Origin of the sequence: Pseudomonas sp. QE6 (genome assembly GCF_041379005.1) — a bacterium.
Lineage (GTDB): Bacteria > Pseudomonadota > Gammaproteobacteria > Pseudomonadales > Pseudomonadaceae > Pseudomonas.
In genome coordinates this window covers 3,087,045-3,111,739 of the sequence record NZ_CP166873.1, presented here as the reverse complement: position 1 = coordinate 3,111,739, position 24,695 = coordinate 3,087,045, and the positions used below count along the sequence as shown (strand labels likewise).

Genomic DNA, 24,695 nt, shown 5'->3' with positions numbered 1-24,695 from the left:
TGAAGGGGCGCTCCGGTGCGCGCGGAGATTTCTCTGGAAGTCCTGAAGAGCTGGAACTGCCACCGTAGGAGCGGACCTTGTCCGCGAAATCCATCGCGGCGTAATACGTCCCCACCGGAAAACACCTCAGCATGACGCCAGAACCGGTAGCGAACCGCCCAACACCGATGCGACCGGGAAATCCGTTCGCGCGCAAGCTCGCCCCTACGACGATCACCCGAACCACCCGCCCATAAAAAAGCCCGCTCAAGAGAGCGGGCTGGAAAGGCTCCGGTGCTTCACGTTCACCGGGCCGAATTGCTCGTCGGCACACGCATCAGGAAGGCTGCAGCTCCGTGGAGTTGCCGGGGCCGGCGGCCAGTTCTGCGGACAGGGTCTTCTCATCCAGCTGCTTGCACCACTTGGCGACCACGATAGTCGCCACACCGTTGCCCACCAGGTTGGTCAGGGCGCGGGCTTCGGACATGAAGCGGTCGATACCCAGGATCAGCGCAAGACCCGCGACCGGCAGGTGGCCCACGGCGGACAGGGTCGCGGCCAGCACGATGAAACCCGAACCGGTGACGCCGGCGGCGCCCTTGGAGGCGATCAGCAGCACCACCAGCAGGGTGATCTGGTGACTGATGTCCATCGGCGTGTCGGTAGCCTGGGCGATGAACACCGCCGCCATGGTCAGGTAGATCGAGGTGCCGTCCAGGTTGAACGAGTAGCCGGTGGGAATCACCAGGCCGACGACGCTCTTGTCGGCGCCCAGCTTCTCCATCTTGGCGATCATGCGCGGCAGCGCCGACTCGGAGGACGAGGTGCCCAGCACGATCAGCAGCTCCTCACGGATGTAGGAGATGAAGCGCAGGATGCTGAAGCCATGGTAGCGGGCAATGCCGCCGAGCACGATCAGCACGAAGAGGATGCAGGTGATGTAGAAGCACAGCATCAGTTGGCCGAGCTGCACCAGCGAACCCAGGCCATAGGCGCCGATGGTGAAGGCCATGGCGCCGAAGGCCCCGATCGGGGCGACCTTCATGATCACGTTGATGATGTTGAACATCACGTGGGTGATGCGATCGATGAACTGGAACACCGGCTGGCCGTAATCGCCCAGGCGGTGCAGCGCGTAGCCGAACAGCACCGAGAAGAACAGCACCTGCAGGATGTCGCCATTGGCGAAGGCGCCGACCACGGTGTTCGGGATCACGTTCATGAAGAACTCGATGGTGCTCTGCTTCTCGCCGGACGCCACGTAGGCCGTCAGGGTGGCGTTCTTGCTCATTTCGGCGGTGAGGCTGGCGACGTCGGCGTGCATGCCGGCCCCCGGCTGCACGACGTTGACGACAAACAGGCCGATGAGCAGCGCGATGGTGGAAACGATTTCGAAGTACAGCAGCGCCATGCCGCCCGTCTTGCCCACCGCCTTCATGCTCTGCATGCCGGCGATGCCGGTGACCACGGTACAGAAGATGATCGGCGCGATGGCCATCTTGATCAGCTTGACGAAGCCATCGCCCAGCGGCTTCATCAACTTGGCGGTGTCGGGGTAGAAGTGACCCAGTGCGATACCGATGGCGATGGCGATCAGCACCTGCACGTACAGGCTCTTGTAGAAGGGTTGCTTGGTCATGGCAGCTTTGTCCTCACGGGCGTGCATCCACAGAGGGACGCAAGACCGAACGCGTTATCTCCCTGCATTGGGAGAATTTGTTTTCAGGGCTTGCCCACAGGCAGGCCTTGAACGCTTATGGCAAGTGCTGTGCCAGACCTTTATAAATCAATTTAATCCTTTAATTTCAATAACTTGCACGCAAAGGCAAGGCACATTATCAACCAGAAATGGCGGAAACCCGCCTTCTGGCTGGCGGATTTCCCGCCCTCTGGCGGGTATCCGCCAGGACCTTCGTACCGTAGATTGTAGACCCCGGTCCCGCCGCCCCAACGCAGCCGGGCACACCGCGCGCACGAATGACGCCCGGACGGAACAACAAGGACTTCCCATGCGAGAACGCACCATCGCCAGCCATTTCGTCCGTGCCGCCGTGCAAGGCGCACAGCGCCAGGGGCTGGATACAGCGGCGCTGCTGCGCGATGCCGGCATCGCCCCGGCGGTGCTCGACGAGCCCCGCGCACGCGTCGACCCCGACCAGTTCACACGGCTGCTGCAGCGCCTGTGGGAGGCGCTGGACGACGAGTACATGGGCTTTGGCAGCAGCCCCAGCAAACGCGGCACCTTCGCCATGATGTGCAATGCCATCATCCATTGCCGCACGCTGGAAAAGGCGCTGAGCCGAGGCTCGCTGTTCTATGGCCTGTTTCCCGAGGCCCCGGCGATTCGCCTGGTGCGCGAGGGCGACCGGGCGCGCCTGACCCTGGACGAAAGCCACCTGCGCGACCCCGATCACTTCCTCGCCGAGAGCCTGCTGCTGATCTGGCATCGCCTGGCCAGCTGGCTGATCGGCCAGCGCATCCGCCTGGAAGAAGCCACCTTCAGCTACCCCGCGCCGGAGCACCAGGCCGAGTACGACCTGCTGTTCCCCTGCCCGCGGCGCTTCGCCGCCGACAGCACCAGCCTGCTGCTGCCGGCGCGCTACCTGGACATGCCGCTGCTGCAGGACGAGCGCACCCTCAAGCACTTCCTCAAGGACTCTCCCGCCGACCTGCTCGCCCGCCCCGACGGCGGCGACAGCCTGACCAGCCAGATCCGCCGCCTGCTCGGCCGCGACTGCCGCAACTGGCCGGACCTGGAACAGGTCGCCGCGCAACTGCACATGAGCCCGCAGACCCTGCGCCGACACCTGCGCGAGGAAGGGCCGAATTTCCAGGAGTTGAAGGACCAGTTGCGCCGCGACCTGGCGATCTACTACCTGGGGCGCGACGAGCTCTCGATCCAGGACATCGCCGACCAGCTCGGTTTCTCCGAGCCCTCGGCCTTCCACCGGGCGTTCAAGAAGTGGACGGGGCTGACGCCGGGGGCTTACCGGGCGCAGCGGGGAGAGTGACGCCAGAGAGAGTGCGTTCCGAGCCAGACCATGGAGCCGGGAATGTGCAAGGTGAATCGGCGTACAACCGCAAACGCTTGTACGCCCTACGCCAAACCGACCGACGCCACTACCCCGGCAACCGAATCCTGAAACACGCCCCGCCCAGCCCGGAATCCTCCAGCGCCAGCTCACCGTCATAGCTGTCGATGATGTCCTTCACCACCGCCGTGCCGATGCCCTGGCCGGGGTGCTGGGCGTCCAGGCGCTCGCCGCGCTTCAAGATGCGCTCGCGCTGGCTGGCTGGAACCCCGGGGCCGTCGTCCTCGACGACCAGTTCGACGAAGCGCCCCTGCCTGCTGGCGCTGACCTTCACCTTCGTCAGGCACAGGCGGTAGGCGTTCTCCAGCAGGTTGCCGAGCATTTCCAGCAGCGCCCCCCGCTCCAGCGGCAAGGCGAACCCCGGCGGGATATCGCGTTCGAGCAATACGCGTTTGTCGCGGTAGACCTTGTCCAGCGCGCCGCTGAGCGTATCGAGCAACGGCTCGAGGGCCGCCCGGTGGCGGATCAGGCCGCTCTTGCGCAGGCTGGCGCGCTGCAGCTGGTAGCCGATCTGCTGGCTCATGCGTTCGATCTGGGTCTGCAGCACCTGCACCTGCTCGCGGTTCTGCGGCTGCGCGGCGAGGTTCTCGCTGACGCCCTGCAGCACCGCCAGCGGCGTCTTCAGGCTGTGGGCGAGATCCCCCAGGGAATTGCGGTAGCGCTCGCGCTGGGCGCGTTCGCTGTCGAGCAGGCGGTTCAGCGAGCCGGTCAGGCGCAGCATCTCGTCCGGATGCTCGTCGCTCAGGCGCTCGCGCTCCCCCGCCTCGATCTGATCGAGCTCGGCGCGCAGCCCGCGCATGGAGCGAAAACCCCAGCTCAGGCCGAGCCAGAGCATCCCCAGCAGCACCAGCAGCGCCCCGCCCAGCCACACGTAGAGCTGCTCGCGAAAGCCCCGCACCAGTTCGCGGAAGTCGCTCTCCGGCTGCATGGTAACGATGCTGTAGGCCGCCCGCTTGCCGCCGAGCAGGTCGATTTCCACGTCGTAGACGAAGAATTCCTGGCCGGCGCGATCGCGGATGCGGGTGAACTCGTCGACCAGACCGTCATACTTGGGCGAGTAGTCGATGCTCTCGTCCTGCGCCGAGGTGGAGCGCCAGACCAGCTGGCCGCGCTGGTCGTAGATGTAGCCCAGCAGCTTGGACTCGGGCAGGTTGAAGTCCTCCACCGGCAGGTGGTCCGGCATGCTCAATTGCCCGCCCTCGATGCGCGCAGCCGACACCAGCGTCGCCACATCGGCCGCCAGACGCTGCTGGATGGCATCCTCCAGGGCGATGCTGAACGCCCGCTGCAACGCCGGCAACAGGGCCGCCATGAACAGGATGGCCAGGGTCGCCGCACCGATCATCAGACGCAGGCGCAGCGAACGGATCATTTGCACAACTCGTTGAAGATGTAGCCCTGGCCGCGCACCGTATCGATGGGCTTGAAGCCGGAGGCCGCTTCCAGCTTGCGCCGCACACGGCCGACCAGCACTTCGATCACGTTCGGATCGCGCTCGTCGTCATCCGGGTAGAGCTGCTCGATCAGCCGCTCCTTGGCCACCACCTGCTGGTGATGGCGCATGAGGTATTCGAGGATGCGGTACTCGAAGGCGGTCAGCTGCAGCGATTCGCCACTCACCAGCGCCTGCTTGCGATGGGTGTCGAGCACCAGCGGGCCGGCCTCGATGGTCGACTGGGAGAAACCGCTGGAACGGCGCAGCAGCGCATTCAGGCGCGCCTCCAGCTCCTCGAACTGGAAGGGTTTGACCACGTAGTCGTCGGCGCCGGCGGCCAGGCCTTCGACCTTGTCCTGCCAGTTGCCGCGCGCGGTGAGGATGAGGATCGGGAAGGTCTTGCCCTGGCTGCGGAACTCGCGGATCAGGTCCAGGCCGCTCATCCCCGGCAGGCCCAGGTCGATCATCGCCAGGTCATGGTGGTATTCGTTGGCGCGGTACAGCGCCTCCTCGGCATCGGCGACGGCATCGACCACATGGCCCTGTTCGCCGAGCCGGGTATACAGGTGATGGCGCAGCAGCGCCTCGTCTTCCACCACCAGCAGTTTCATGCACGTGCTCCCTGAATCAGGCAACCGGGCCAGCAGGGCCCGGTTGCAGTATCGGTCAGAACTTGTAGTTGGCCCCCAGGTAAACCTGCGAGCTGCTGTGCAGGTCCAGCGATCCGACCTTGCCGCCACCATGCGGACTCATCTCGGTACTGGCGTTGGTACGCAGGTAACGATAGCCACCTTCGACGGAGGCGTTCCTGCCGATTTCCTGGAGGATACCGGCCTGGGCGCCGACGGCGTAACCGACGTCGCTGTCGCGGCTGTAGCCCTTGGAGTCCTGCTCCAGCTTGACCAGGCCGAGGGTGCCGCCGCCGAACAGCTTGGTGCCGCTGTCATTGATCGGCAGGAAGGCGTCGTAGCTGCCGAGCAGGTTCTGCTGGCGCAGCTTCAGGCCATTGTCGGTGTCGGACACGTTTTCATAGGTGATGTAGTAGCGCCCCTGCTCCATCTGCTGGCCGGCGCGCACGCCCCAGGTGCCGCTGTTATTGATCACGCTGTCGAACTTCGGATTGCCGAGGTTGCGGTTCAGCGCATCGGATTTCTGGATGTTGTTGCTGGTTTCCCCCCAGGTCATGCCGACGAAGGTGTCGGCTGCACTGGCCGCGGTAGCGGCGACGCTGGCACCGAGAATTGCGGTGGCGAGGGCGATTGTCTTCATGGCTTTCATGGGGATTCTCCCGTCAGGACTTCAGTAGTTAGTTGACGGGGAGCAGGTTAAGGGCGGACCACTGAACGCAACCTGTCCGCCTGCTGAACCAGGGCTGAACGAAAAAGCGCTGTAGGAAAAAAGAACAGCGCCTATGCGACTTTGCCCACACACAAAGCAGGGTCTAGTCTGATTCCCAATTGTTGGCGGGAGGCTGACCCCCATGACCGAAAAGACCGGCGCCGATGCGGAGAAAGGCAAGGAAACCCGGCTGTTCCTGTTCCTCGTGATCTGCCTGTTCCCTTTGCTGTCGGTGGCCATCGTCGGTGGCTACGGCTTCATCGTGTGGATGTTCCAACTGGTGGCGGGGCCGCCCGGCCCACCGTCCTAGGAACGCCGTCGTGCTCGCCCGCCGCGCCCTGCTGCGACGCCTGGGCGGTGCGTCCGAAGTTCGTCGCCCGCCATGGACCGCCAGCGATTTCCTCGAAGGCTGCACCCGCTGCAACGCCTGCATCGACGCCTGCCCGGAGCAGGTGCTGCGCGTGGGCGACGGCGGCTATCCGCAGCTGGATTTCAGCCACGCCGGCTGCAGCCTGTGCGGCGACTGCGCGCGCGCCTGCGAAGCCCCGGTATTCGACCTGGGCCGCGAAGCCCTGCCCTGGCGCGCGCGGATCGACGAGCACTGCCTGGCCCGGGCCGGCATCCATTGCCGCAGTTGCGACGATGCCTGCGAACCGCGCGCCATCCGCTTCCGCCCACAGCTGGGCGGCCCGGCACTGCCCACCCTCGACACCGAACTCTGCACCGGCTGCGGCGCCTGTCTCGCGCCCTGCCCCGGCAACGCCATTCACCTGAACCCTGAGGCCCTACATGCCTGAAAACACGCTGCCCGAGAGCATCCAGATCGCCAGCCTGATCGTGCACACGCGCCCGGAACTGCTGGACGCGGTGAAGACCAACCTGCAGTGCCTGCCGCACCTGGAAGTGCACCAGCAGAGCCCCCAGGGAAAGCTGGTGGTGGTGCTCGAAGCCGAGCACGAGCAGAGCATCCTCGACAACCTCGATGCCATCCAGAACCTGCCCGGCGTGCTCAACGCGGTGCTGATCTACCACGAGATCGTCGAGTCCCCCGAACACCCGCAGATCGAACCCAAACCCGTTCCCGCCCAGGCCGGAGGTGCCCGATGAACCTGACCCGCCGCCAGTTCGCCAAGGCCAACGCCGCCGCCATCGCCGCGGCCGCCGCCGGCCTGCCGATCCTGAGTTCCGCCAGCAACCTGGTCACCGAGGCGGACATGACCCGCCTGGACTGGAACAAGGCGCCCTGCCGCTTCTGCGGCACCGGCTGCAGCGTGATGGTCGCCACCCGCGACGGCAAGGTGGTCGCCACCCACGGCGACATCAAGGCCGAGGTCAATCGCGGGATCAACTGCGTGAAGGGCTATTTCCTGTCCAAGATCATGTACGGCAGCGACCGCCTGACCCGCCCCCTGCTGCGCATGAAGGACGGCAAGTTCGACAAGCAGGGCGAGTTCCAGCCGATCAGCTGGGATGCCGCCTTCGACATCATGGCCGAGAAGTTCAAGGCCGCGATCAAGGCCAAGGGCCCGGGCTCGGTGGGCATGTTCGGCTCCGGGCAATGGACGGTGTGGGAAGGCTACGCCGCCAACAAGCTGTTCAAGGCCGGCCTGCGCAGCAACAACATCGACCCCAACGCGCGGCACTGCATGGCTTCGGCGGTGATGGGCTTCATGCGCAGCTTCGGCATGGACGAGCCGATGGGCTGCTACGACGACATCGAGGCCACCGACACCTTCGTGCTCTGGGGCTCGAACATGGCCGAGATGCACCCGGTGCTCTGGTCGCGGGTCACCGATCGCCGGCTGAGCGCGCCGCAGGTGAAGGTCGCGGTGCTGTCCACCTTCGAGCATCGCAGCTTCGACCTGGCCGACATCCCCATGGTGTTCAAGCCGCAGACCGACCTCTACATCCTCAACTACATCGCCAACCACATCATCGAAAGCGGCGCGGTGAACCGCGACTTCGTCGACAAGCACACCCGCTTCGCCCATGGCGCCGAGGACATCGGCTATGGCCTGCGGCCCACCGACCCGCTGGAGAAGAAGGCGAAGAACGCGGACAAGGCCAACACCTGGAGCGACATCGGCTTCGAGGAATTCGCCGCCTTCGTCAAACCCTACACCCTGGAGCGCACCGCCCAGGAAACCGGCGTGCCGGCCGAACGCCTCAAGGCCCTGGCCGAGCTGTATGCCGACCCGAAGCGCAAGGTGATGTCCTTCTGGACCATGGGCTTCAACCAGCACACCCGCGGGGTCTGGGCGAACAACCTGATCTACAACATCCACCTGCTCACCGGGAAGATCAGCGAGCCGGGCAACAGCCCCTTCTCCCTCACCGGCCAGCCCTCGGCCTGCGGCACCGCGCGCGAAGTGGGCACCTTCGCCCACCGCCTGCCCGCCGACCTGGTGGTGACCAATTCGAAGCACCGCGAAACCGCCGAGAAGATCTGGAAAGTGCCCGCCGGCACCATCCAGGAAAAGATCGGCTTCCACGCCGTGCAGCAGAGCCGGATGCTCAAGGACGGCGTGCTCAACGTGTACTGGACCCAGGTCAGCAACAACATGCAGGCCGGGCCCAACGTCATGCAGGAAGTCCTGCCGGGCTGGCGCAACCCGGAAAACTTCGTGATCGTCTCCGACGTCTACCCCACCGTCTCGGCCCAGGCCGCCGACCTGATCCTGCCCAGCGCCATGTGGGTGGAAAAGGAAGGCGCCTACGGCAACGCCGAGCGCCGCACGCAGTTCTGGCACCAGCTGGTGAAGGCGCCGGGCGAGGCGAAGTCCGACCTCTGGCAACTGGTGGAATTCTCCAGGCGCTTCACCACCGACGAGGTCTGGCCCGCCGAGCTGCTGGCCAAGGCACCGCAGCTCAAGGGCAAGACGCTCTATGAGGTGCTCTTCAAGAACGGCCAGGTGGACGCCTTCGGCGCCGACCAGGTCGCCAAGGGCTTCGAGAACGACGAGGCCAAGGCCTTCGGCTTCTACATCCAGAAAGGCCTGTTCGAGGAATACGCCAGCTTCGGCCGTGGCCACGGTCACGACCTCGCGCCCTTCGACGACTACCACGAAGCCCGCGGCCTGCGCTGGCCGGTGGTGGACGGCAAGGAAACCCGCTGGCGCTACCGCGAAGGCTACGACCCCTACGTGGCCAAGGGCAGCGGCCTGCAGTTCTACGGCTATCCGGACAAGAAGGCGATCATCTTCGCCCTGCCCTACGAGCCGCCGGCGGAGGCGCCGGACAAGGAGTACCCATTCTGGCTCGCCACCGGCCGCGTGCTCGAACACTGGCACACCGGCAGCATGACCCAGCGCGTACCGGAGCTGTACAAGGCGGTGCCCGACGCCGTGGTGTACATGCACCCCGACGACGCCCGCGAGCTGAAGATGCGGCGCGGCAGCGAGGTGAAGGTGATCAGCCGACGCGGCGAAATCCGCGCGCGCATCGAAACGCGCGGGCGCAACAAGCCGCCGCAGGGGCTGGTGTTCGTGCCCTTCTTCGATGCCAACAAGCTGATCAACAAGGTCACGCTGGACGCCACCGACCCGATCTCCAAGCAGACCGACTACAAGAAATGCGCAGTGCGCATCGAACTGGTCAGCCTGGCCTGAGGAGCGCGCGATGAACAAGACGATCTCTACCCTGGTGCTGATGCTGGTCACCCTGACCGCGCTGGCCGCCGACCTGAACTATCCGCTGGATGCCCCGGCCCCTGACGGCCGCCGCCCCGGCGGCACCATCAGCCAGGACCGTCCCGCGCCGCCGCTGGCCAACGACGAGAACAAGGACATCCGCCGCGAGCGCAACTACCCCGAGCAACCACCGACCATCCCGCACACCATCGTCGGCTACCGCATCGACAGCAACAGCAACAAGTGCCTGTCCTGCCACAGCCGCTCCAACAGCGCGCGGGTGCAGGCGCCGATGATCAGCATCACCCACTACATGGACCGCGACGGCCAGCCGCTGGCCGCCGTCGCGCCACGGCGCTACTTCTGCGTGCAGTGCCATGTCCCGCAGAAGGACGTGAAACCGCTGGTGGGCAACACCTTCGAAGACGTCGACACGATCCTCCAGCGCGACGCCGCTGCAAACGGCAACCCCTGAGGAGGCGCCATGAAAGCATTGTTCGCCTGGCTCAGGGGTTACTGGACCGTCCTGCGCCGGCCCAGCGTGCACTACAGCCTGGGCTTCCTGACCCTGGCCGGGTTCATCGCCGGAATCATCTTCTGGGGCGGCTTCAACACCGCGCTGGAGGCGACCAACACCGAGGCCTTCTGCACCTCCTGCCACGAGATGCGCGACAACGTCTTCGTCGAGCTCAAGGACACCATCCACTACAGCAACCGCTCCGGCGTGCGCGCCACCTGCCCGGACTGTCACGTGCCGCACAAGTGGACCGACAAGATCGCGCGCAAGATGCAGGCCTCCAAGGAGGTCTGGGGCAAGATCTTCGGCACCATCAACACGCGGGAGAAATTCCTCGACCACCGCCGCGAGCTGGCCGAACACGAATGGGCGCGGCTCAAGGCCAACGACTCGCTGGAGTGCCGCAACTGCCACAACTTCGAGTCCATGGACTTCACCCGCCAGAGCCAGCGCGCGCGGCAGATGCACTCCACGGCACTGGCCTCCGGCGGCGCCACCTGCATCGACTGCCACAAGGGCATCGCCCACCACCTGCCGGACATGAGCGGGGTGAAGGGGTGGGAGTGAGGCGGGCAGGCGCGAGCGCGATTCCTGCCAGGCACGGGACGGCTTTCGTAGGAGCGGACTCCGTCCGCGATGAATCTCACGCGAGGCTAAATCGCGGACGAAGTCCGCTCCTACGAGATACATCTGCGCTTGGGGCGGCCCTCACCCTAACCCTCTCCCAGGGGGAGAGGGGACCGTTCGGTGCAGGATGAAACCACGGCATCAGCCGGCACGATCTGCCCCCTCTCCCTCCGGGAGACGACTGCATGGATGCAGGAGGTAGAGCGACGCAGGCTGTCCAGAAGAACACCGCTGCCCCTACAAAAACAGAGGCCCCGGCATATGCCGGGGCCTCTGTTGTCGGGGACGTAGAGACGACGCCTGTTACCGGCCCTGCAACGCCTTGAGAATCCTCTGCCCCGCCCGCCCATCGGCCGGGCTGATGCCGCGCTTGCGCTGCTCCTCCTGGATCGCCCGGCGCGTCACGTCGCCGATCATGCCGTCGGCCTTGCCGATGTCATAACCGCGCTGCTGCAGCAATTCCTGCAGCTCCTTGCGCTGCACCCGGCTCAGGCCTGGATCGTCGGTCGGCCAGGCGGTGCGCAGCCCCGGTTCGCCACGCAGGCGGTCGGACAGCAGGGAAATGGCCAGCGCATAGCTCTCCGCCGCGTTGTAGGAGTAGATCGCGTCGTAGTTGCGCAGCACCAGGAAAGCCGGCCCGTTGGCGCCCGCCGGCAGCAGGATGGCGGCCTTGGAATCCAGGCTCGGGATCGGCTTGCCGTCGATGCGCCGCACGCCGCGCGCGGTCCAGTCGGAGAGCGCCCGGCGCTTGGTGCGCCCGGCCAGCGCCGGGTCGAAGCCGGCCGGCAGTTTCACCTCGTAGCCCCAGGGCTGGCCTTCGCGCCAGCCCGCCTTGCGCAGGTAGTTGGCGGTGGAGGCCAGGGCGTCGGCGGTGCTGCCTACCAGGTCGCGATGACCGTCGCCGTCGAAGTCTTCGGCAATGCGCGCATAGGTGGACGGCATGAACTGCGTCTGGCCGAAGGCGCCGGCCCAGGAGCCGGTGATGCCGCGGTCGCGGATGTCGCCCGCCTGCAGCAGCTTGAGGGTGGCGATGAACTCGCCCTGGAAGAACGACTGCCGCCGCCCGTAGCAGGACAAGGTGGACAGCGACACCAGCAGCGGCCGCTTGCCGGTGATGCGCCCGTAATCGCTCTCCACGCCCCACACCGCGACCACGGCGGCCGGGTCGATCTGGTAGCGCGCGGCGACCTTGCGCAGCAGCTCGGCGTGCTCGGTCATCATCGCCTTGCCGTCGGCCACGCGCTGCTCGTCCACCAGTCCCGCCAGGTAATCCCAGATCGGCGTGGTGAACTCCGGCTGCGCATCGAGCAGCGGCAGCACGCTCATGTCCGCCTGCAGGCCCTGGGTGAAGCGCGCGTAGCTGGCGGCGCTGACGCCACTGGCCCGGGCCTTGTCCTGCAGGCGATCCAGGCAGGCGCCGAAGTCGTCGCCGGGAGCCGCCTGCGCCAGCGCGGCTGGCAGCAGCAGGGAAAGGGCCAGGGAAGTGCGCAACGCCATGGAAAACATCCTCATTGGTGGTAAATGGTCAGGTTGCTGAAGGTGGCCCGGCCACCTTCGCTCGCGGGTCCGCGATTGTCCTGCAGATAGAGCCCGGCCTTGAAGTACAGCCCCTGGAAGGCCCACTGCGGGTCCAGTTGCTGGGTCACCTGGCCGTCCTTGACCTGGACGGTCAGCAGGCCGCTGCGCGATACGCCCAGCCGGTAGCTGAACGCCTCGCCCAGGGGGATGCCTTCGTACACGGTATAGGTACGGGTGGAGACATCATCGGGATGCTCGCGCACCAGCGCCTGCACGCGGCCCAGATTCAGGCGCTGCTGATAGACCAGCTTCACCAGCGGCAGCGCTTCGGCACTGCCGCTGCCGTTGCTGTGGATCTGCCCGATCACCATGCGCCGGGACGACGGCACCATGTCGACTCGCAGGGTAGCCACCAGCAGGTTGTCGGCCTTCGGATAGCGCCAGAAGGACAGCGCACCGTTGCGCGCCGTCTCGCGCAGTTCGGTGCGCGGGTACTCGGTACCGTTGGTGTGCGCGCCGTTGACCGGCACCCAGAACTCCACGCCGTTGACGTTGCGCTGGAAGTACGGGCTCTGGTAATCGCGATTCAGCATTGCAGTGGAAATGGTCGCGGCCGGGCCGCGCTGGGGAATGGTCAGGTTCCAGGTACTGAGGTCCAGCATCGGCCAATCGCTTTCCGGGGTCGGGGGAATGGCGCCAAGGGTAGTCGAGGCCGTCTTACATTTCATCCATCGCCGCGAGCTTGAGCGGGTCGTCGCCAACTCGGCGGGCACTCGCCGCAGAAGCGTCTATCTTCTCAAGGTTGCCTTCGGCCACCGCCACGGAGAGTCCCATGCGCCTGTTCACCGCCCTGTTGCTGTTCGCCTTCGCCGCCAGTGCCGGCGCCGCGATCAAGACCCGGGAAATTCCCTACCAGTCCGCCGACGGCACCAAGATGATCGGCTACTTCGCCTACGACGACGCCAAATCCGGCATCCGCCCCGGCGTACTGGTGGTGCACGAATGGTGGGGGCTCAACGACTACGCCAAGCGCCGCGCCCGCGACCTCGCCGCGCTGGGCTACAGCGCGCTGGCCATCGACATGTACGGCGGCGGCAAGCACACCGAGCACCCCAACGACGCCAAGACCTTCATGGCCGAAGCCCTGAAGAACCCCGACGCCGCCAAGGCGCGTTTCCAGGCCGGCCTCGACCTGCTGAAGAAGCAACCGCAGACCGACCCGAGCAAGATCGCCGCGATCGGCTACTGCTTCGGCGGCGCGGTGGTGCTGAACATGGCCCGTGCCGGCCTGCCGCTGGCCGGCGTGGCGAGCTTCCACGGCGTGCTGGCCACCGACACACCGGCGCAACCGGGCGCGGTGAAGGCGAAGATACTGGTCGAGCACGGCGGCGCCGACACCCTGGTGACGGCCGAGAGCGTAACCGCCTTCAAGAGCGAGATGGACAACGCCAAGGCCGACTACAAGCTGGTGGTGCAGCCGGGCGCCAAGCACAGCTTCACCAATCCGGACGCCGACAAGCACAAGGGCCACGGCCTCGACGTGGGCTACGACAAGACCGCCGACCAGAAGTCCTGGGCGGACCTGCAGGCGTTCTTCAAGGACATCTTCGAGGAGAAGTCCTGAGCCTTCTCCGTCAACAAAAACGCAGCGCAAAAAAAAAAACGGGAGCCCCTGGGGACTCCCGCACTCAATCAAGTGTAAAGGCCGGAGCCCGCCTTGGCGGCGCCCCGACAACAACCTCACCTGCGTCCCCATTGGGAAACGCGGCCGGCAGTTTGGCAAAGCCGCGCCGGCGAATCCGTACGCCTTTGGTGAAGGTTTGCAAAGGAATGTAATCGCCGCGTGACTGGTGAGCCACGTTCCGGCGCGGCAGAATGTTCGCCATGACCACCCTGCCCGCCTTCTGCACCCCGCTCTCCGCCGACTGGCCGCTGCCCACTCCGCTGGCCGGCTGCCAGCTGCGCAGCACCCACTTCGATCGCAACCGCCTGCTACCCGATGACTTCCAGGCCAGCCAGGTGCCGGCCCCGGCGAACATCCAGCGCGCTGTCGCCAAGCGTCAGGCCGAATACCTCGCCGGCCGTCTCTGCGCCCGCGCGGCGTTGCAGGCCAGCGGTGGCGACGCCGTGGTGCCCGACACCGATGACGAGCGCGCACCGATCTGGCCATCGGGCTTCTGTGGATCGATCACCCATGGCGATGGCTGGGCCGCCGCCGTGGTCGCCCACAGCCATGCCTGGCGCGGCCTGGGGCTGGACGTGGAGAGCCGCCTCGACAGCACCCGCGCCCAGCGCCTGGCCGGCGAAATCCTCACCCCGGACGAACTGTCCCGGCTCGCCCCCGAGCAGGCCGCCCTGCAGGTCACCCTCACCTTCTCGCTCAAGGAAAGCCTGTTCAAGGCACTCTTCCCGCTGGTCCGCCAGCGCTTCTACTTCGAGCACGCCGAGCTGCTGAGCTGGTCCGCCGGCGGCCACGCACGGCTGCGCCTGCTCACCGACCTGTCGGCGGAGTGGCACCACGGCAAGGAAATCGACGGGCAATTCAGCCTGTTCGGCGATCGTCTGCTCAGCCTGGTGGCGATTCCCGCGGACATCTGACGGCCATGCCACAGCATCGGCGCCGGCTCCCGGCGCGACCAGGATGCTCGTCACGGGCGCAAGGCGTAATCTGAAAGAAAAAAGGGCGGCCCGTGTTGGTCGTCCTTTTTCTTTGTCCGTGCCCCATGGGCACGGGGCCTATCCTGTAGGAGCGAGCTTGCTCGCGAAGCTCTTCCTATCAACCTGACACTGGGTCGAGGCCCCGTTCGCGAGCAAGCTCGCTCCTACGAAAAGCACGCAGCCTCAGGCCAGCAACGCCACCGACTTGATCTGCGCCCACACCACCTGCCCGGCGTGCAGGCCGAGCTGGTCAAAGGAATAGAGGGTGATCCGCGCCAGCAGCGGCGTGCCGGCCACGTCCAGCTTCACCAGCAGGTGCGCGGGATTGTCCGTGGGCACCATCTCCACCACCGTCGCCGGCAGCACGTTGAGGATGCTGCTGTGCGCCGCCGGCTCCAGGCTCAGGCTGACGTCCCGCGCCTGCACCTTGATGCGCAGCGCCCGGCCCTTTTCCATCGGCGCATGGGCCAGGCGAATGCGCTGCTCGCACTGCGGCAGCGCCAGGGTAAGCAGGCCGTACTCGGCGTTGTGCTCCAGCACTTGCCCATCGATGACCACGCCGGCGTCTTCCAGGTGCGAAATCGGCAGGTCGGTGCGCGCCAGGGTCTGGACGACCGGCCCGCTGGCGATCGCCTTGCCCTGGTCGAGCAGCACCAGGTGGTCGGCCAGCCGCGCGACTTCGTCCGGCGAGTGGCTGACATAGAGGATCGGTATATCCAGCTCGTCATGCAGGTGCTCCAGGTACGGCAGGATTTCCGCCTTGCGCTTGAGGTCCAGCGCCGCCAGCGGCTCGTCCATCAGCAGCAGGCGCGGGCTGGTCAGCAGCGCGCGGGCTATGCCGACGCGCTGCCGCTCGCCGCCGGAGAGGTTCGCCGGCATGCGTTCCAGCAGGTGGCCGATGCCCAGCAGCTCGGTGGCCTGCTCCAGCGCCACGCGATGCTGGTCGCGCGGTACGCGCTTCATGCCGTAGGTGAGATTGCGCCGTACCGACAGGTGCTCGAACAGGTTGGCGTCCTGGAACACATAACCCAGCGCACGCCGGTGCGGCGGCAGGAACACGCCCATGGCGCTGTCCTGCCAGACCTCCCCGTTTACCACCAGGCGACCGAGCGGCGCACGTTCGAGCCCCGCCACACAGCGCAGGCAGGTGCTCTTGCCGGAGCCGGAATGGCCGAACAGCGCGGTGACGCCGCGCCCCGGCAGTTGCAGGTCCACCTCCAGGCTGAAGCCTGGGTAGGCGATCTGGAACCGCGCTTCGATGGCTCGCCCGTCGATGGCTTCGTTCATGCCCACCTCAGGCCCAGGCCGAACGGCTGCGACGGCTCGCGTAGAGCGCCAGCAGGACGAGGAAGGAGAACACCACCATGCCACCGGACAGCCAGTGCGCCTGGGCGTACTCCATGGCCTCGACGTGATCGAAGATCTGTACCGACACCACGCGGGTCTTGCCCGGAATGTTGCCGCCAATCATCAGCACCACGCCGAATTCGCCGACCGTATGGGCGAAGCCGAGGATGCTGGCGGTGATGAAGCCCGGCCGCGCCAACGGCAGGACCACGGAGAAGAAGGTATCCAGGGGGCCCGCCCGCAGCGTCGCGGCGGCCTCCAGCGGTTTGTCGCCGATCGCCTCGAAGGCGTTCTGCAACGGCTGCACCACGAAGGGTAGCGAGTAGAACACCGAGCCCACCACGAGGCCTGCGAAGGTGAAGGGCAAACGCCCCAGACCCAGGCTCTCGGTCGCCTGCCCGATGAAACCGTTTGGCCCCAGGGCGATCAGCAGGTAGAAGCCGATCACCGTCGGCGGCAGCACCAGCGGCAGCGCCACCACCGCCCCCAGCGGGCCTTTCAGCCAGGAGCGGGTGCGCGCCAGCCACCAGGCGATGGGCGTGCCGATCAGCAGGAGAATCGCCGTACTCAGGGCCGCCAGCTCGACGGTGAGCCAGATGGCCTGGAAATCCTCCTGTGTCAGGGGCATCGCTCTTCCTTGCCTGTTCGAGAATCAGATTTCGTAGCCGTAGGACTTGATCACCGCGGCGGCTTTCGGCCCCTTCAGGTACTCGACCAGCGCCCTGGCGGCGGCACTGTCCTTGCCCTTGTTGAGGATCACCGCGTCCTGGCGGATCGGGTCATGCAGCTCGGCTGGCACGATCCACGCGGAACCACTCGTCACCTTGCCATCCTTGTAAACCTGCGACAACGCCACGAAGCCCAGTTCGGCATTGCCAGTGGAAACGAACTGGAACGCCTGGGCGATGTTCTGGCCTTCGACGACCTTGCCGGCGACCTTGTCCTTCAAGCCCATCTTGTCCAGCACCTGGGTGGCGGCCAGGCCGTAGGGCGCGGCTTTCGGGTTGGCGATGGACAGGTGCCTGAATTCATCCTTCCTCAGCACCTCGCCCTTGGCGTCGACGTAGCCGTCCTTCGGCGACCACAGCGCCAGGGTGCCGATGGCGTAGGTGAAGCGCGAGCCGGGGACGATCGCCTTCTCCGCCTCCAGCTTCTTCGGCGTGCTGTCGTCGGCGGCGAGGAACACCTCGAACGGCGCGCCGTTCTTGATCTGGGTGTAGAACTGGCCGGTGGCGCCGTAAGCGGCGACCAGCTTGTGGCCGGTGTCCTTCTCGAAGTCCCTGGCGATCGCCTGGATCGGCGCGGTGAAGTTGGCGGCGACGGCAACCTGCACTTCATCTGCCAGCGCCGAGTGCAGGGCGAAGCAGGAAGCGACCAGCAGGGAGAAACGAGCGAAGCGGTGGTTCATCGTGAGGCTCCAGTGGATTGTTGTTATCAGGCTTCGAGGTCGAGACGGACGAACGCACCGGCTGCGCTGGCATGCTCGCTATAACTAAAATTACATAACGATAGCCGCGAAGCTGCAATACCCCTCATGGGGAACTCAAGCGAAAGGAAGAAAGCGGCTTAAAGCGAAACGCCCCGACCAGGTCGGCGACATCGGCAGCATTCTGCATTTTTTGACCTAAAGGTCAAATATCGCGAATATGCTGGCGGAAACTTACCCAGACCTGGACGCCCGCCTCATTCGATCTTGGGCGCCTGCCGGCGCGGCCAGACCAGAGAGAAGCAGGCGCCGCCCAGGCTCTCGCTGCGCGCGATCGACGCCCGCCCGCCATGCCAATGGACGATCCGCCGCACGATCGACAGCCCCAGCCCATGCCCGCCCGTGCCCCGCGCACGGCTGTCATCGGCCCGGAAGAACGGCTGGAACAGGCGCGGCCACTGCGATTCCGGCACCCCCGGACCATCGTCTTCGACATCCACCTGGCAGCGGTCCACGCTGACCCGGAAGCTGACCCGCACGCGGCCCTCGGCATAACGCAGGGCATTGGTCAGCAGGTTCTGCAGCGCGCGGTGCAGGTAGCGCGGCTCGGCCTCCACCCAGCTGCCCTGGTCGAACGGCACCAGCGGTCCCTGCACGATGCTGACGGCGATCTCCCGCCGCAGCGGCGCGATTTCCGAAACCACCTGCTCCACCAAGGCCGCCAGCTCCAGACGCTGGTAGGTCAGCGCCGGCGAGCCCTGCTCCAGGCGCGCATAGGTGAGCATCTCGTCCACCAGTTGGTCGAGGTCCTGGATGTCGCCGTCCATGCCCTCCATGTACTTGCGCCGCGCCGCATCGGTCTCCGCCGACTCGATCATCTCCAGGCCGAAACGCAGGCGCGCCACCGGCGTGCGCAACTCATGGGACACCGCGCGCACCAGCTCGCGCTGCATCGCCAGGAGCAACTGCAACTGCTCCGCCATATGGTTGAACGCCCCCGCCAGGCGCCCCACCGAGTCGGCGCCGCGCGCCTCCACGCGGGTATCCAGGCTGCCACGGGCAATGCGCGTGGCAGCCGACTCCAGACTGCGCAGGCGCTGTTCCAGGCCGCTGATCAACAGGTACAGGGTCAGGCCGATCAGGCTCAGGGCGACGATCACGATGATCGACAGCAACTGCGGCGGATAGGGGTTCATCTGGTAGATCGGCCCCAGCTCCAGCACCCAGGGCGTATCGAGGATGCCGGCCAGCACGCGGATGGAATCGCCGTCCTTGCCCAGCGCCATCACCGTGTCGCCCTCCTCCACGCGGCGGCTCTGGTCGTCGTCGAGGTCCACTTCCTTGATGCTGAGCAGGTGCACCTCGTAGCCGAAGCGCTTGTCGCGAACGATGCGCGCCAGATGGTAAGGCTGCTCGCTGGCCGGATAACGCTTGAGCTCATCCATCAGCAGGTAGATAGTCGCCCGCGCCAGCTGCTCGCTGACCTGCTCCACCTCGCCGGCAAGGATCAGTCCCTCCGCCGCGCTGACCTGGGTGAGCACCTCCACCCTGTGCGTATCGTCAACGGCCTGCACCAGCACCTGGTCGTTCATCAGCCGCGCCCGGCTGCGCCCTTCCATACCCAGGCCATCCAGGCTGACCAGCTTCAGCGGAATGCCCAGCAGGCGGCTCCACTGGGTCAGCGCGCGCTTGCGATCCACCTCTGCCATCGGCAACAGCTCATCGGCCATCAGGCGGAAAGTGCCGCGCGCCAGGTCCTCGCGATAACGCTCGCCGCGCACCTCGTTGACCAGGTGCAGGGTCAGCACGCCGAGGGCGGCCACCAGCACCAGGGTCAGCAGCATGCCGCCGTAGATGCGCAGGAAGATGGATTTCATGGCTGCGGCACAGCCGCCGGATCGAGCAAGCCGAAGTTATCCAGGCTGACGAACGCGCCATCCTTCACCTCGCACTCGCGCCGCCGTCCCTCATGGACGAAACCGTGCCGGAGCAGCAGGCGGCTGCTGGCGGTGTTCTCCGTCTCCACCTCGGCCTCGATGCGATGCACCTTCATCTCGACGAAGGCGTGCCGCAGGATCAGCGGCAGGCACTCGCTCATCACACCATGCCCCCAGTACTCCGGCATCAGCCAGTAACCCAGCTCCAGGCGACGATGTCCCTGCAGCCAGTTATTGAAGCCGCAACCACCGATGACCTCGGCACGCGTATCGGGCCGGCAGATCGCCCACCAGATGCCGCTGCCTTCTTCATGGATGCGCTCGAACCACTCCATCTGCTCGCGGGTGGCTTCGAGCGTCGCGTAGGAAACACCGTAGTAACGGATCACCTGCGGGTGCGACAGCGCGCGAAATACCGCCGGCTGATCCGCATCGGAAAACGCACGCAGCAAGAAGCGCTCGCCGTGCAGCTCAGGAAACCCCTGGCCGGCCAAGGCTCACAGCTCCCCGACAAACAGATAACCCTTGCTGCGCACCGTCTTGATCAGCCGCGGATGCATCGGGTCGTCGCCGATCTTCGGGCGGATGCGCGAGATGCGCACATCGATGGAACGGTCCTGGCCGTCGTACTCGATGCCGCGCAGCAGGTTGAAGATTTCCTCGCGGGAAAGAATGCGCCCGGCGTTCGACGCCAGCAGCCAGAGCAGGTCGAACTCGGCGCTGGTCAGCTCGATGGTCTGCTCGTCCAGCCAGGCCTCGCGCATGGCGTTGTCGATCACCAGCTTGCCGAAGGTCAGGCGCTTGCCCCCGGAAGCCGGAGCGGCCTCGGCCGGCTCGCTGCGCCGCAGCAAGGCGCGGATGCGTGCCAGCAGCAGGCGCGGGCGCACCGGCTTGCACACATAGTCGTCGGCGCCCATCTCCAGGCCCTGCACCTGGTCCATGTCATCGGTGCGCGCGGTGAGCATCAGGATCGGGCCATCGTAGTCCGGGCGCAGGCGCTTGCAGATCGACAGGCCATCCTCGCCGGGCAGCATCAGGTCGAGCACCACCAGGTCCGGGCGCTCGGCCAGCACCCGCGCCACCGCCGCCGCGCCGTTGGACTCGATGGCGACCGCCAGGCCGTTGCTCTCCAGGTAATCCTGGGTCAGCTCGGCCAGTCGCTGGTCGTCTTCGACGATGAGAATGCGCGCTTCTTGTTCCACCTTGCCTCCTGATGCAGGGCGGGCCCTCCTGATTGACTGAAGCAGAAAGCCCGCGAAAGCGGCCGGCATTGTAGCCAGATTGCCCGCCCCGCCGCACGCCGGCGGCATGGACAGAGATTGCCCGGAAAGGTCAAGGGCTGCTGCGGCAAAAACACTACATATTGTGGTAGTGTTCTCCTCCTCGCGACGCCACCCCAGTGCGTGAAAAATCTGTCACCAACCACGACGAACGGTGAAAGGCGCTCAGCATGCGGGCTGGCGCGAGTTACCCCGCTTCACCCACATTTCACCCACATTTTATCCACAGCTTTTCCCACGCCTCTCGCCTTGCAAACCCCCCACTAGCGCATTATCTTGTATCCCCGTTGTGGCTTACCCCTACATCTTGGGTTTGTCACAGTGAACCGGACACAAGAAGAAAGTCGAAGTCGCGAGCCTGTTCCACGGCTCCTCCGGTTCAACCACAACGTATTCCAGCCGTACTGATGGACCGAGCGGGCCGACCCGCAAGGAGCGATTCATGTCGATGGAAACGCGGTACTGGTGTTGCAACGATAGCGTCAACACCACTAGGTATTGTGGTCCCGGCCCGTAAAGCCGGCACCCGATTTGGGCCAGGGAGGCGCTTCGGGTCTCTATCCCCCTGCTCCAAAGAATTTTTCAGCTCGCGGTCCTGCCGTGGGCCACTGCTCTTTTCGCTCTTTATTTTCGGGCCGGCACCGACAGTGCCAGTAACACACCAATTACGAGAACGTGGAGAACACCACCCATGCAAATCGACACCACTCGCGAGAACCCGCAGGCCGCAGCGCCGCAGGCCGCCGAATCCGCCCAGGATCTGGCCGCCACCGCGCCGGGCCAGCTGCGCGTGATCAAGCGCAACGGCACCGTAGTCCCCTACACCGATGACAAGATCACCGTAGCCATCACCAAGGCGTTCCTCGCCGTGGAAGGCGGCACCGCTGCCGCCTCGTCGCGCATCCATGAGACCGTGCGCCGCCTGACCGAACAGGTCACCGCGACCTTCAAGCGCCGCATGCCCTCCGGTGGCACCATCCACATCGAAGAAATCCAGGACCAGGTCGAACTGTCCCTGATGCGTGCCGGCGAGCAGAAAGTCGCCCGCGACTACGTGATCTACCGCGAAGCCCGTGCCAACGAGCGCAAGAACGCCGGCACCGCCAGCGACATCGCCCAGCCGCACCCGAGCATCCGCATCACCAAGGCCGACGGCAGCACCCAGCCGCTGGACATGGGCCGCCTGCAGACCATCATCCGCGAAGCCTGCGAAGGCCTGGCCGAAGTCGATGGCGACCTGATCGAACGCGAAACCCTGAAGAACCTGTACGACGGCGTGGCCGAGAAGGACGTCAACACCGCCCTGGTGATGACCGCCCGTACCCTGGTCGAGCGCGAGCCGAACTACTCCTACGTCACCGCCCGCCTGCTGATGGACACCCTGCGCGCCGAAGCCCTGGGCTTCCTGGGCGTGGCCGAGAGCGCCACTCACCACGAGATGGCCGACCTCTACACCAAGGCCCTGGCCGCCTACGTCGAGAAAGGCGCCGAGTTCGAGCTGATCGACAGCAAGCTCAAGGAATTCGACCTGGCCAAGCTGGGCGCCGCGCTGAACCACGAGCGCGACCAGCAGTTCACCTACCTGGGCCTGCAGACCCTGTACGACCGCTACTTCATCCACAAGGACGGCATCCGTTTCGAACTGCCACAGGTCTTCTTCATGCGCGTGGCCATGGGCCTGGCCATCGAAGAGAAGGACCGTGAAGCTCGCGCCATCGAGTTCTACAACCTGCTCTCCTCGTTCGACTACATGTCGTCCACCCCGACCCTGTTCAACGCCGGCACCCTGCGTCCGCAGCTCTCCAGCTGCTACCTGACCACCGTTCCGGACGACCTGTCGGGCATCTACAACGCCATCCACGACAACGCCATGCTGTCGAAATTCGCCGGCGGCCTGGGCAACGACTGGACTCCGGTGCGCGCGCTGGGCTCCTACATCAAGGGCACCAACGGCAAATCCCAGGGCGTGGTTCCGTTCCTGAAAGTGGTGAACGACACCGCCGTCGCCGTGAACCAGGGTGGCAAGCGCAAGGGCGCCGTCTGCGCCTACCTGGAAACCTGGCACCTGGACATCGAGGAATTCCTCGAGCTGCGCAAGAACACCGGTGACGACCGTCGCCGTACCCACGACATGAACACCGCGAACTGGATTCCGGACCTGTTCATGAAGCGCGTCTTCGACGACGGCAAGTGGACCCTGTTCTCCCCGTCCGAAGTACCGGACCTGCACGATCTGACCGGCAAGGCCTTCGAAGAGCGCTACGAGTATTACGAAGCCCTGACCGAGTACAACAAGATCAAGGTGTTCAAGGTCGTCCAGGCAAAGGACCTGTGGCGCAAGATGCTCTCCATGCTCTTCGAGACCGGCCACCCGTGGCTGACCTTCAAGGACCCGTGCAACCTGCGCAGCCCGCAGCAGCACGTGGGCGTGGTCCACAGCTCGAACCTGTGCACCGAGATCACCCTGAACACCAATGCCGACGAAATCGCCGTCTGCAACCTGGGCTCGATCAACCTGGTCAACCACATCGTCGACGGCAAGCTGGACACCGCCAAGCTCGAGAAGACCGTGAAGACCGCCGTGCGCATGCTCGATAACGTTATCGACATCAACTACTACTCGGTCCCGCAGGCTCGCAACTCGAACCTCAAGCACCGTCCGGTCGGCCTGGGCATCATGGGCTTCCAGGACGCGCTGTACCTGCAGCACATCCCGTACGGCTCCGACGCTGCCATCGAGTTCGCCGACAAGTCCATGGAAGCGGTGAGCTACTTCGCCATCCAGGCCTCCTGTGACCTGGCCGACGAGCGTGGCGCCTACGAGACCTTCGACGGCTCCCTGTGGTCCAAGGGCATCCTGCCGCTGGACTCCCAGCAGATCCTCATCGAAGCCCGTGGCCAGAAGTACATCGATGTCGACCTGAGCGAATCCCTCGACTGGGCTCCGGTCCGTGCTCGCGTACAGAAAGGCATCCGTAACTCGAACATCATGGCCATCGCGCCGACCGCGACCATCGCCAACATCACCGGCGTATCGCAGTCCATCGAGCCGACCTACCAGAACCTGTACGTGAAATCGAACCTCTCCGGCGAGTTCACCGTGATCAACCCCTACCTGGTTCGCGACCTGAAAGTGCGCGGCCTGTGGGACCCGGTCATGGTCAACGACCTGAAGTACTACGACGGCTCCGTGCAGCAGATCGAGCGCATCCCGCAAGACCTGAAGGACCTGTACGCCACCGCCTTCGAAGTCGAGACCAAGTGGATCGTCGACGCCGCCAGCCGCCGCCAGAAGTGGATCGATCAGGCCCAGTCCCTGAACCTCTACATCGCCGGCGCCTCGGGCAAGAAGCTGGACGTGACCTACCGCATGGCCTGGTACCGTGGTCTGAAGACCACCTACTACCTCCGTGCCCTGGCCGCCACCAGCACCGAGAAGTCCACCATCAACACCGGCAAGCTCAACGCCGTGTCGGCCGGTGGCGACGAAGGCCTGCAAGCCGCTCCGGCCGCCGCGCCGCAGCCGGCCCCTGTACCCAAGGCCTGCAGCATCGACAACCCGGACTGCGAAGCCTGCCAGTAATGGAGTAAGCGGTCCTCGGAACGGTCCGCGCGTCGTTGCCCGGCAGGTCGGCGCCCATCACGTACAGTCGTACGCTCAGGGGCTCCGACCTACCAGGCGCCTAGCGCGGCCTCGCTCCGAGGCACCGCCGAAACCACGGAGTTTCAAAGTCCCCTCTCCCCCAGGGAGAGGGTTAGGGTGAGGGGCTCTTCAAGGCTCCTCCGCCCTACCGAACAACAGCCTCCTCCGCCGCGCACCGCGCAGGACGGAAGAAGCACAAGCTCTTAGCGTGCACTCACACACGCCACCAGACATCAGGCCGCCACAGAACGGCCATCCAGAACAGGAGA

At 65.6% G+C, this 24,695-nt stretch carries 22 protein-coding genes; 10 read left to right on the top strand and 12 right to left on the bottom strand.

Annotation, left to right across the window (positions count from 1 at the left end; genetic code table 11):
• Positions 1-316: 316 nt before the first annotated feature.
• Positions 317-1,618, bottom strand: a complete 1,302-nt coding sequence (locus ACAW63_RS14450; protein ID WP_371226245.1) for a dicarboxylate/amino acid:cation symporter — start codon at positions 1,616-1,618, stop codon at positions 317-319.
• A gap of 370 nt (positions 1,619-1,988) precedes the next feature.
• Here ACAW63_RS14450 and ACAW63_RS14445 point away from each other — a divergent pair, with 370 nt between their 5' ends.
• Positions 1,989-2,990 carry an AraC family transcriptional regulator gene (locus ACAW63_RS14445; RefSeq protein WP_371226243.1) on the top strand — a complete coding sequence of 334 codons (1,002 nt, stop codon included), beginning with the start codon at positions 1,989-1,991 and terminating at the stop codon, positions 2,988-2,990.
• A gap of 109 nt (positions 2,991-3,099) precedes the next feature.
• Here ACAW63_RS14445 and ACAW63_RS14440 read toward each other — a convergent pair whose 3' ends face one another.
• From ACAW63_RS14440 to ACAW63_RS14430, 3 genes are read right to left on the bottom strand one after another with little or no spacing between them, the layout of a single operon-like run.
• The gene (locus tag ACAW63_RS14440; protein ID WP_371226241.1) at positions 3,100-4,443 is read right to left on the bottom strand and encodes an ATP-binding protein; all 1,344 of its coding nucleotides are present in this window, start codon (positions 4,441-4,443) and stop codon (positions 3,100-3,102) included.
• A complete protein-coding gene (locus ACAW63_RS14435; RefSeq protein ID WP_275607865.1) occupies positions 4,440-5,117 on the bottom strand; it encodes a response regulator in 678 nt (225 codons plus the stop codon). Before ACAW63_RS14435 ends, ACAW63_RS14440 begins: the two co-directional genes overlap by 4 nt.
• A 55-nt stretch (positions 5,118-5,172) precedes the next feature.
• Complete coding sequence (locus ACAW63_RS14430; protein WP_371226239.1) at positions 5,173-5,784, bottom strand: hypothetical protein; 612 nt, start codon at positions 5,782-5,784, stop codon at positions 5,173-5,175.
• Between the two features lie 202 nt (positions 5,785-5,986).
• Here ACAW63_RS14430 and napE point away from each other — a divergent pair, with 202 nt between their 5' ends.
• The 6 genes from napE to ACAW63_RS14400 are packed head-to-tail and all read left to right on the top strand — an operon-like array spanning position 5,987 to position 10,557.
• On the top strand, positions 5,987-6,154 hold the full coding sequence (gene napE / locus ACAW63_RS14425) for a periplasmic nitrate reductase, NapE protein (RefSeq protein WP_371226237.1): 168 nt from the start codon (positions 5,987-5,989) through the stop codon (positions 6,152-6,154).
• A gap of 10 nt (positions 6,155-6,164) precedes the next feature.
• The gene (gene napF / locus ACAW63_RS14420; protein ID WP_371226235.1) at positions 6,165-6,641 is read left to right on the top strand and encodes a ferredoxin-type protein NapF; all 477 of its coding nucleotides are present in this window, start codon (positions 6,165-6,167) and stop codon (positions 6,639-6,641) included.
• A 7-nt stretch (positions 6,642-6,648) separates the two neighbouring features.
• Positions 6,649-6,951, top strand: coding sequence for a chaperone NapD (locus ACAW63_RS14415; protein WP_371234676.1), 303 nt, complete (start codon positions 6,649-6,651; stop codon positions 6,949-6,951).
• Positions 6,948-9,452 (top strand): nitrate reductase catalytic subunit NapA, encoded by a 2,505-nt coding sequence (gene napA / locus ACAW63_RS14410; protein ID WP_371226233.1) that lies wholly within the window; start codon positions 6,948-6,950, stop codon positions 9,450-9,452. The genes ACAW63_RS14415 and napA overlap by 4 nt, the downstream gene beginning before the upstream one ends.
• Positions 9,453-9,462: 10 nt before the next feature.
• Positions 9,463-9,948 carry a nitrate reductase cytochrome c-type subunit gene (locus tag ACAW63_RS14405; RefSeq protein ID WP_371226231.1) on the top strand — a complete coding sequence of 162 codons (486 nt, stop codon included), beginning with the start codon at positions 9,463-9,465 and terminating at the stop codon, positions 9,946-9,948.
• Between the two features lie 9 nt (positions 9,949-9,957).
• On the top strand, positions 9,958-10,557 hold the full coding sequence (locus ACAW63_RS14400) for a cytochrome c3 family protein (RefSeq protein ID WP_371226229.1): 600 nt from the start codon (positions 9,958-9,960) through the stop codon (positions 10,555-10,557).
• Positions 10,558-10,920: 363 nt separating this feature from the next.
• On the opposite strand, the gene ACAW63_RS14395 is transcribed toward ACAW63_RS14400, so the two are convergent.
• Both ACAW63_RS14395 and ACAW63_RS14390 read right to left on the bottom strand, forming a co-directional pair.
• A complete protein-coding gene (locus tag ACAW63_RS14395; protein WP_371226227.1) occupies positions 10,921-12,114 on the bottom strand; it encodes a lytic murein transglycosylase in 1,194 nt (397 codons plus the stop codon).
• A gap of 11 nt (positions 12,115-12,125) precedes the next feature.
• Positions 12,126-12,797, bottom strand: a complete 672-nt coding sequence (locus tag ACAW63_RS14390; protein ID WP_371226225.1) for a polysaccharide lyase family 7 protein — start codon at positions 12,795-12,797, stop codon at positions 12,126-12,128.
• Between the two features lie 170 nt (positions 12,798-12,967).
• On the opposite strand from ACAW63_RS14390, the gene ACAW63_RS14385 reads away from it, so the two are divergent.
• Together ACAW63_RS14385 and ACAW63_RS14380 are read left to right on the top strand one after the other, a co-directional pair.
• Positions 12,968-13,759, top strand: a complete 792-nt coding sequence (locus ACAW63_RS14385) for a dienelactone hydrolase family protein (protein ID WP_371226223.1) — start codon at positions 12,968-12,970, stop codon at positions 13,757-13,759.
• A 260-nt stretch (positions 13,760-14,019) separates the two neighbouring features.
• Positions 14,020-14,733 (top strand): 4'-phosphopantetheinyl transferase superfamily protein, encoded by a 714-nt coding sequence (locus ACAW63_RS14380; RefSeq protein WP_371226220.1) that lies wholly within the window; start codon positions 14,020-14,022, stop codon positions 14,731-14,733.
• A gap of 243 nt (positions 14,734-14,976) precedes the next feature.
• On the opposite strand, the gene modC is transcribed toward ACAW63_RS14380, so the two are convergent.
• The 6 genes from modC to ACAW63_RS14350 all read right to left on the bottom strand — a co-directional run bounded on the left by modC (position 14,977) and on the right by ACAW63_RS14350 (position 20,705).
• Positions 14,977-16,080 carry a molybdenum ABC transporter ATP-binding protein gene (gene modC, locus ACAW63_RS14375; RefSeq protein ID WP_371226218.1) on the bottom strand — a complete coding sequence of 368 codons (1,104 nt, stop codon included), beginning with the start codon at positions 16,078-16,080 and terminating at the stop codon, positions 14,977-14,979.
• Between the two features lie 7 nt (positions 16,081-16,087).
• A complete protein-coding gene (gene modB / locus ACAW63_RS14370; protein WP_371226216.1) occupies positions 16,088-16,768 on the bottom strand; it encodes a molybdate ABC transporter permease subunit in 681 nt (226 codons plus the stop codon).
• Between the two features lie 24 nt (positions 16,769-16,792).
• Entirely contained in the window at positions 16,793-17,548 is a 756-nt protein-coding gene (gene modA, locus ACAW63_RS14365; protein WP_371226214.1) for a molybdate ABC transporter substrate-binding protein, read from the bottom strand.
• A gap of 275 nt (positions 17,549-17,823) precedes the next feature.
• Positions 17,824-19,443, bottom strand: coding sequence for an ATP-binding protein (locus tag ACAW63_RS14360; protein ID WP_371226212.1), 1,620 nt, complete (start codon positions 19,441-19,443; stop codon positions 17,824-17,826).
• Positions 19,440-19,955, bottom strand: a complete 516-nt coding sequence (locus tag ACAW63_RS14355; protein ID WP_275607880.1) for a GNAT family N-acetyltransferase — start codon at positions 19,953-19,955, stop codon at positions 19,440-19,442. The genes ACAW63_RS14360 and ACAW63_RS14355 overlap by 4 nt, the downstream gene beginning before the upstream one ends.
• Before the next feature lie 45 nt (positions 19,956-20,000).
• On the bottom strand, positions 20,001-20,705 hold the full coding sequence (locus ACAW63_RS14350; RefSeq protein WP_371226209.1) for a response regulator: 705 nt from the start codon (positions 20,703-20,705) through the stop codon (positions 20,001-20,003).
• A gap of 769 nt (positions 20,706-21,474) precedes the next feature.
• On the opposite strand from ACAW63_RS14350, the gene ACAW63_RS14345 reads away from it, so the two are divergent.
• On the top strand, positions 21,475-24,366 hold the full coding sequence (locus tag ACAW63_RS14345; protein ID WP_371226207.1) for a ribonucleoside-diphosphate reductase subunit alpha: 2,892 nt from the start codon (positions 21,475-21,477) through the stop codon (positions 24,364-24,366).
• Positions 24,367-24,695 lie beyond the last annotated feature (329 nt).

What these genes read in the sequence shown, in the direction of transcription:
- ACAW63_RS14450 (WP_371226245.1), bottom strand. Translation starts at nt 1,618, where the DNA reads ATGACCAAGCAACCCTTCTACAAGAGCCTGTACGTGCAGGTGCTGATC.
- ACAW63_RS14445 (WP_371226243.1), top strand. Translation starts at nt 1,989, where the DNA reads ATGCGAGAACGCACCATCGCCAGCCATTTCGTCCGTGCCGCCGTGCAA.
- ACAW63_RS14440 (WP_371226241.1), bottom strand. Translation starts at nt 4,443, where the DNA reads ATGATCCGTTCGCTGCGCCTGCGTCTGATGATCGGTGCGGCGACCCTG.
- ACAW63_RS14435 (WP_275607865.1), bottom strand. Translation starts at nt 5,117, where the DNA reads ATGAAACTGCTGGTGGTGGAAGACGAGGCGCTGCTGCGCCATCACCTG.
- ACAW63_RS14430 (WP_371226239.1), bottom strand. Translation starts at nt 5,784, where the DNA reads ATGAAAGCCATGAAGACAATCGCCCTCGCCACCGCAATTCTCGGTGCC.
- napE (WP_371226237.1), top strand. Translation starts at nt 5,987, where the DNA reads ATGACCGAAAAGACCGGCGCCGATGCGGAGAAAGGCAAGGAAACCCGG.
- napA (WP_371226233.1), top strand. Translation starts at nt 6,948, where the DNA reads ATGAACCTGACCCGCCGCCAGTTCGCCAAGGCCAACGCCGCCGCCATC.
- ACAW63_RS14405 (WP_371226231.1), top strand. Translation starts at nt 9,463, where the DNA reads ATGAACAAGACGATCTCTACCCTGGTGCTGATGCTGGTCACCCTGACC.
- ACAW63_RS14400 (WP_371226229.1), top strand. Translation starts at nt 9,958, where the DNA reads ATGAAAGCATTGTTCGCCTGGCTCAGGGGTTACTGGACCGTCCTGCGC.
- ACAW63_RS14395 (WP_371226227.1), bottom strand. Translation starts at nt 12,114, where the DNA reads ATGGCGTTGCGCACTTCCCTGGCCCTTTCCCTGCTGCTGCCAGCCGCG.
- ACAW63_RS14390 (WP_371226225.1), bottom strand. Translation starts at nt 12,797, where the DNA reads ATGCTGGACCTCAGTACCTGGAACCTGACCATTCCCCAGCGCGGCCCG.
- ACAW63_RS14385 (WP_371226223.1), top strand. Translation starts at nt 12,968, where the DNA reads ATGCGCCTGTTCACCGCCCTGTTGCTGTTCGCCTTCGCCGCCAGTGCC.
- ACAW63_RS14380 (WP_371226220.1), top strand. Translation starts at nt 14,020, where the DNA reads ATGACCACCCTGCCCGCCTTCTGCACCCCGCTCTCCGCCGACTGGCCG.
- modC (WP_371226218.1), bottom strand. Translation starts at nt 16,080, where the DNA reads ATGAACGAAGCCATCGACGGGCGAGCCATCGAAGCGCGGTTCCAGATC.
- modB (WP_371226216.1), bottom strand. Translation starts at nt 16,768, where the DNA reads ATGCCCCTGACACAGGAGGATTTCCAGGCCATCTGGCTCACCGTCGAG.
- modA (WP_371226214.1), bottom strand. Translation starts at nt 17,548, where the DNA reads ATGAACCACCGCTTCGCTCGTTTCTCCCTGCTGGTCGCTTCCTGCTTC.
- ACAW63_RS14360 (WP_371226212.1), bottom strand. Translation starts at nt 19,443, where the DNA reads ATGAAATCCATCTTCCTGCGCATCTACGGCGGCATGCTGCTGACCCTG.
- ACAW63_RS14345 (WP_371226207.1), top strand. Translation starts at nt 21,475, where the DNA reads ATGCAAATCGACACCACTCGCGAGAACCCGCAGGCCGCAGCGCCGCAG.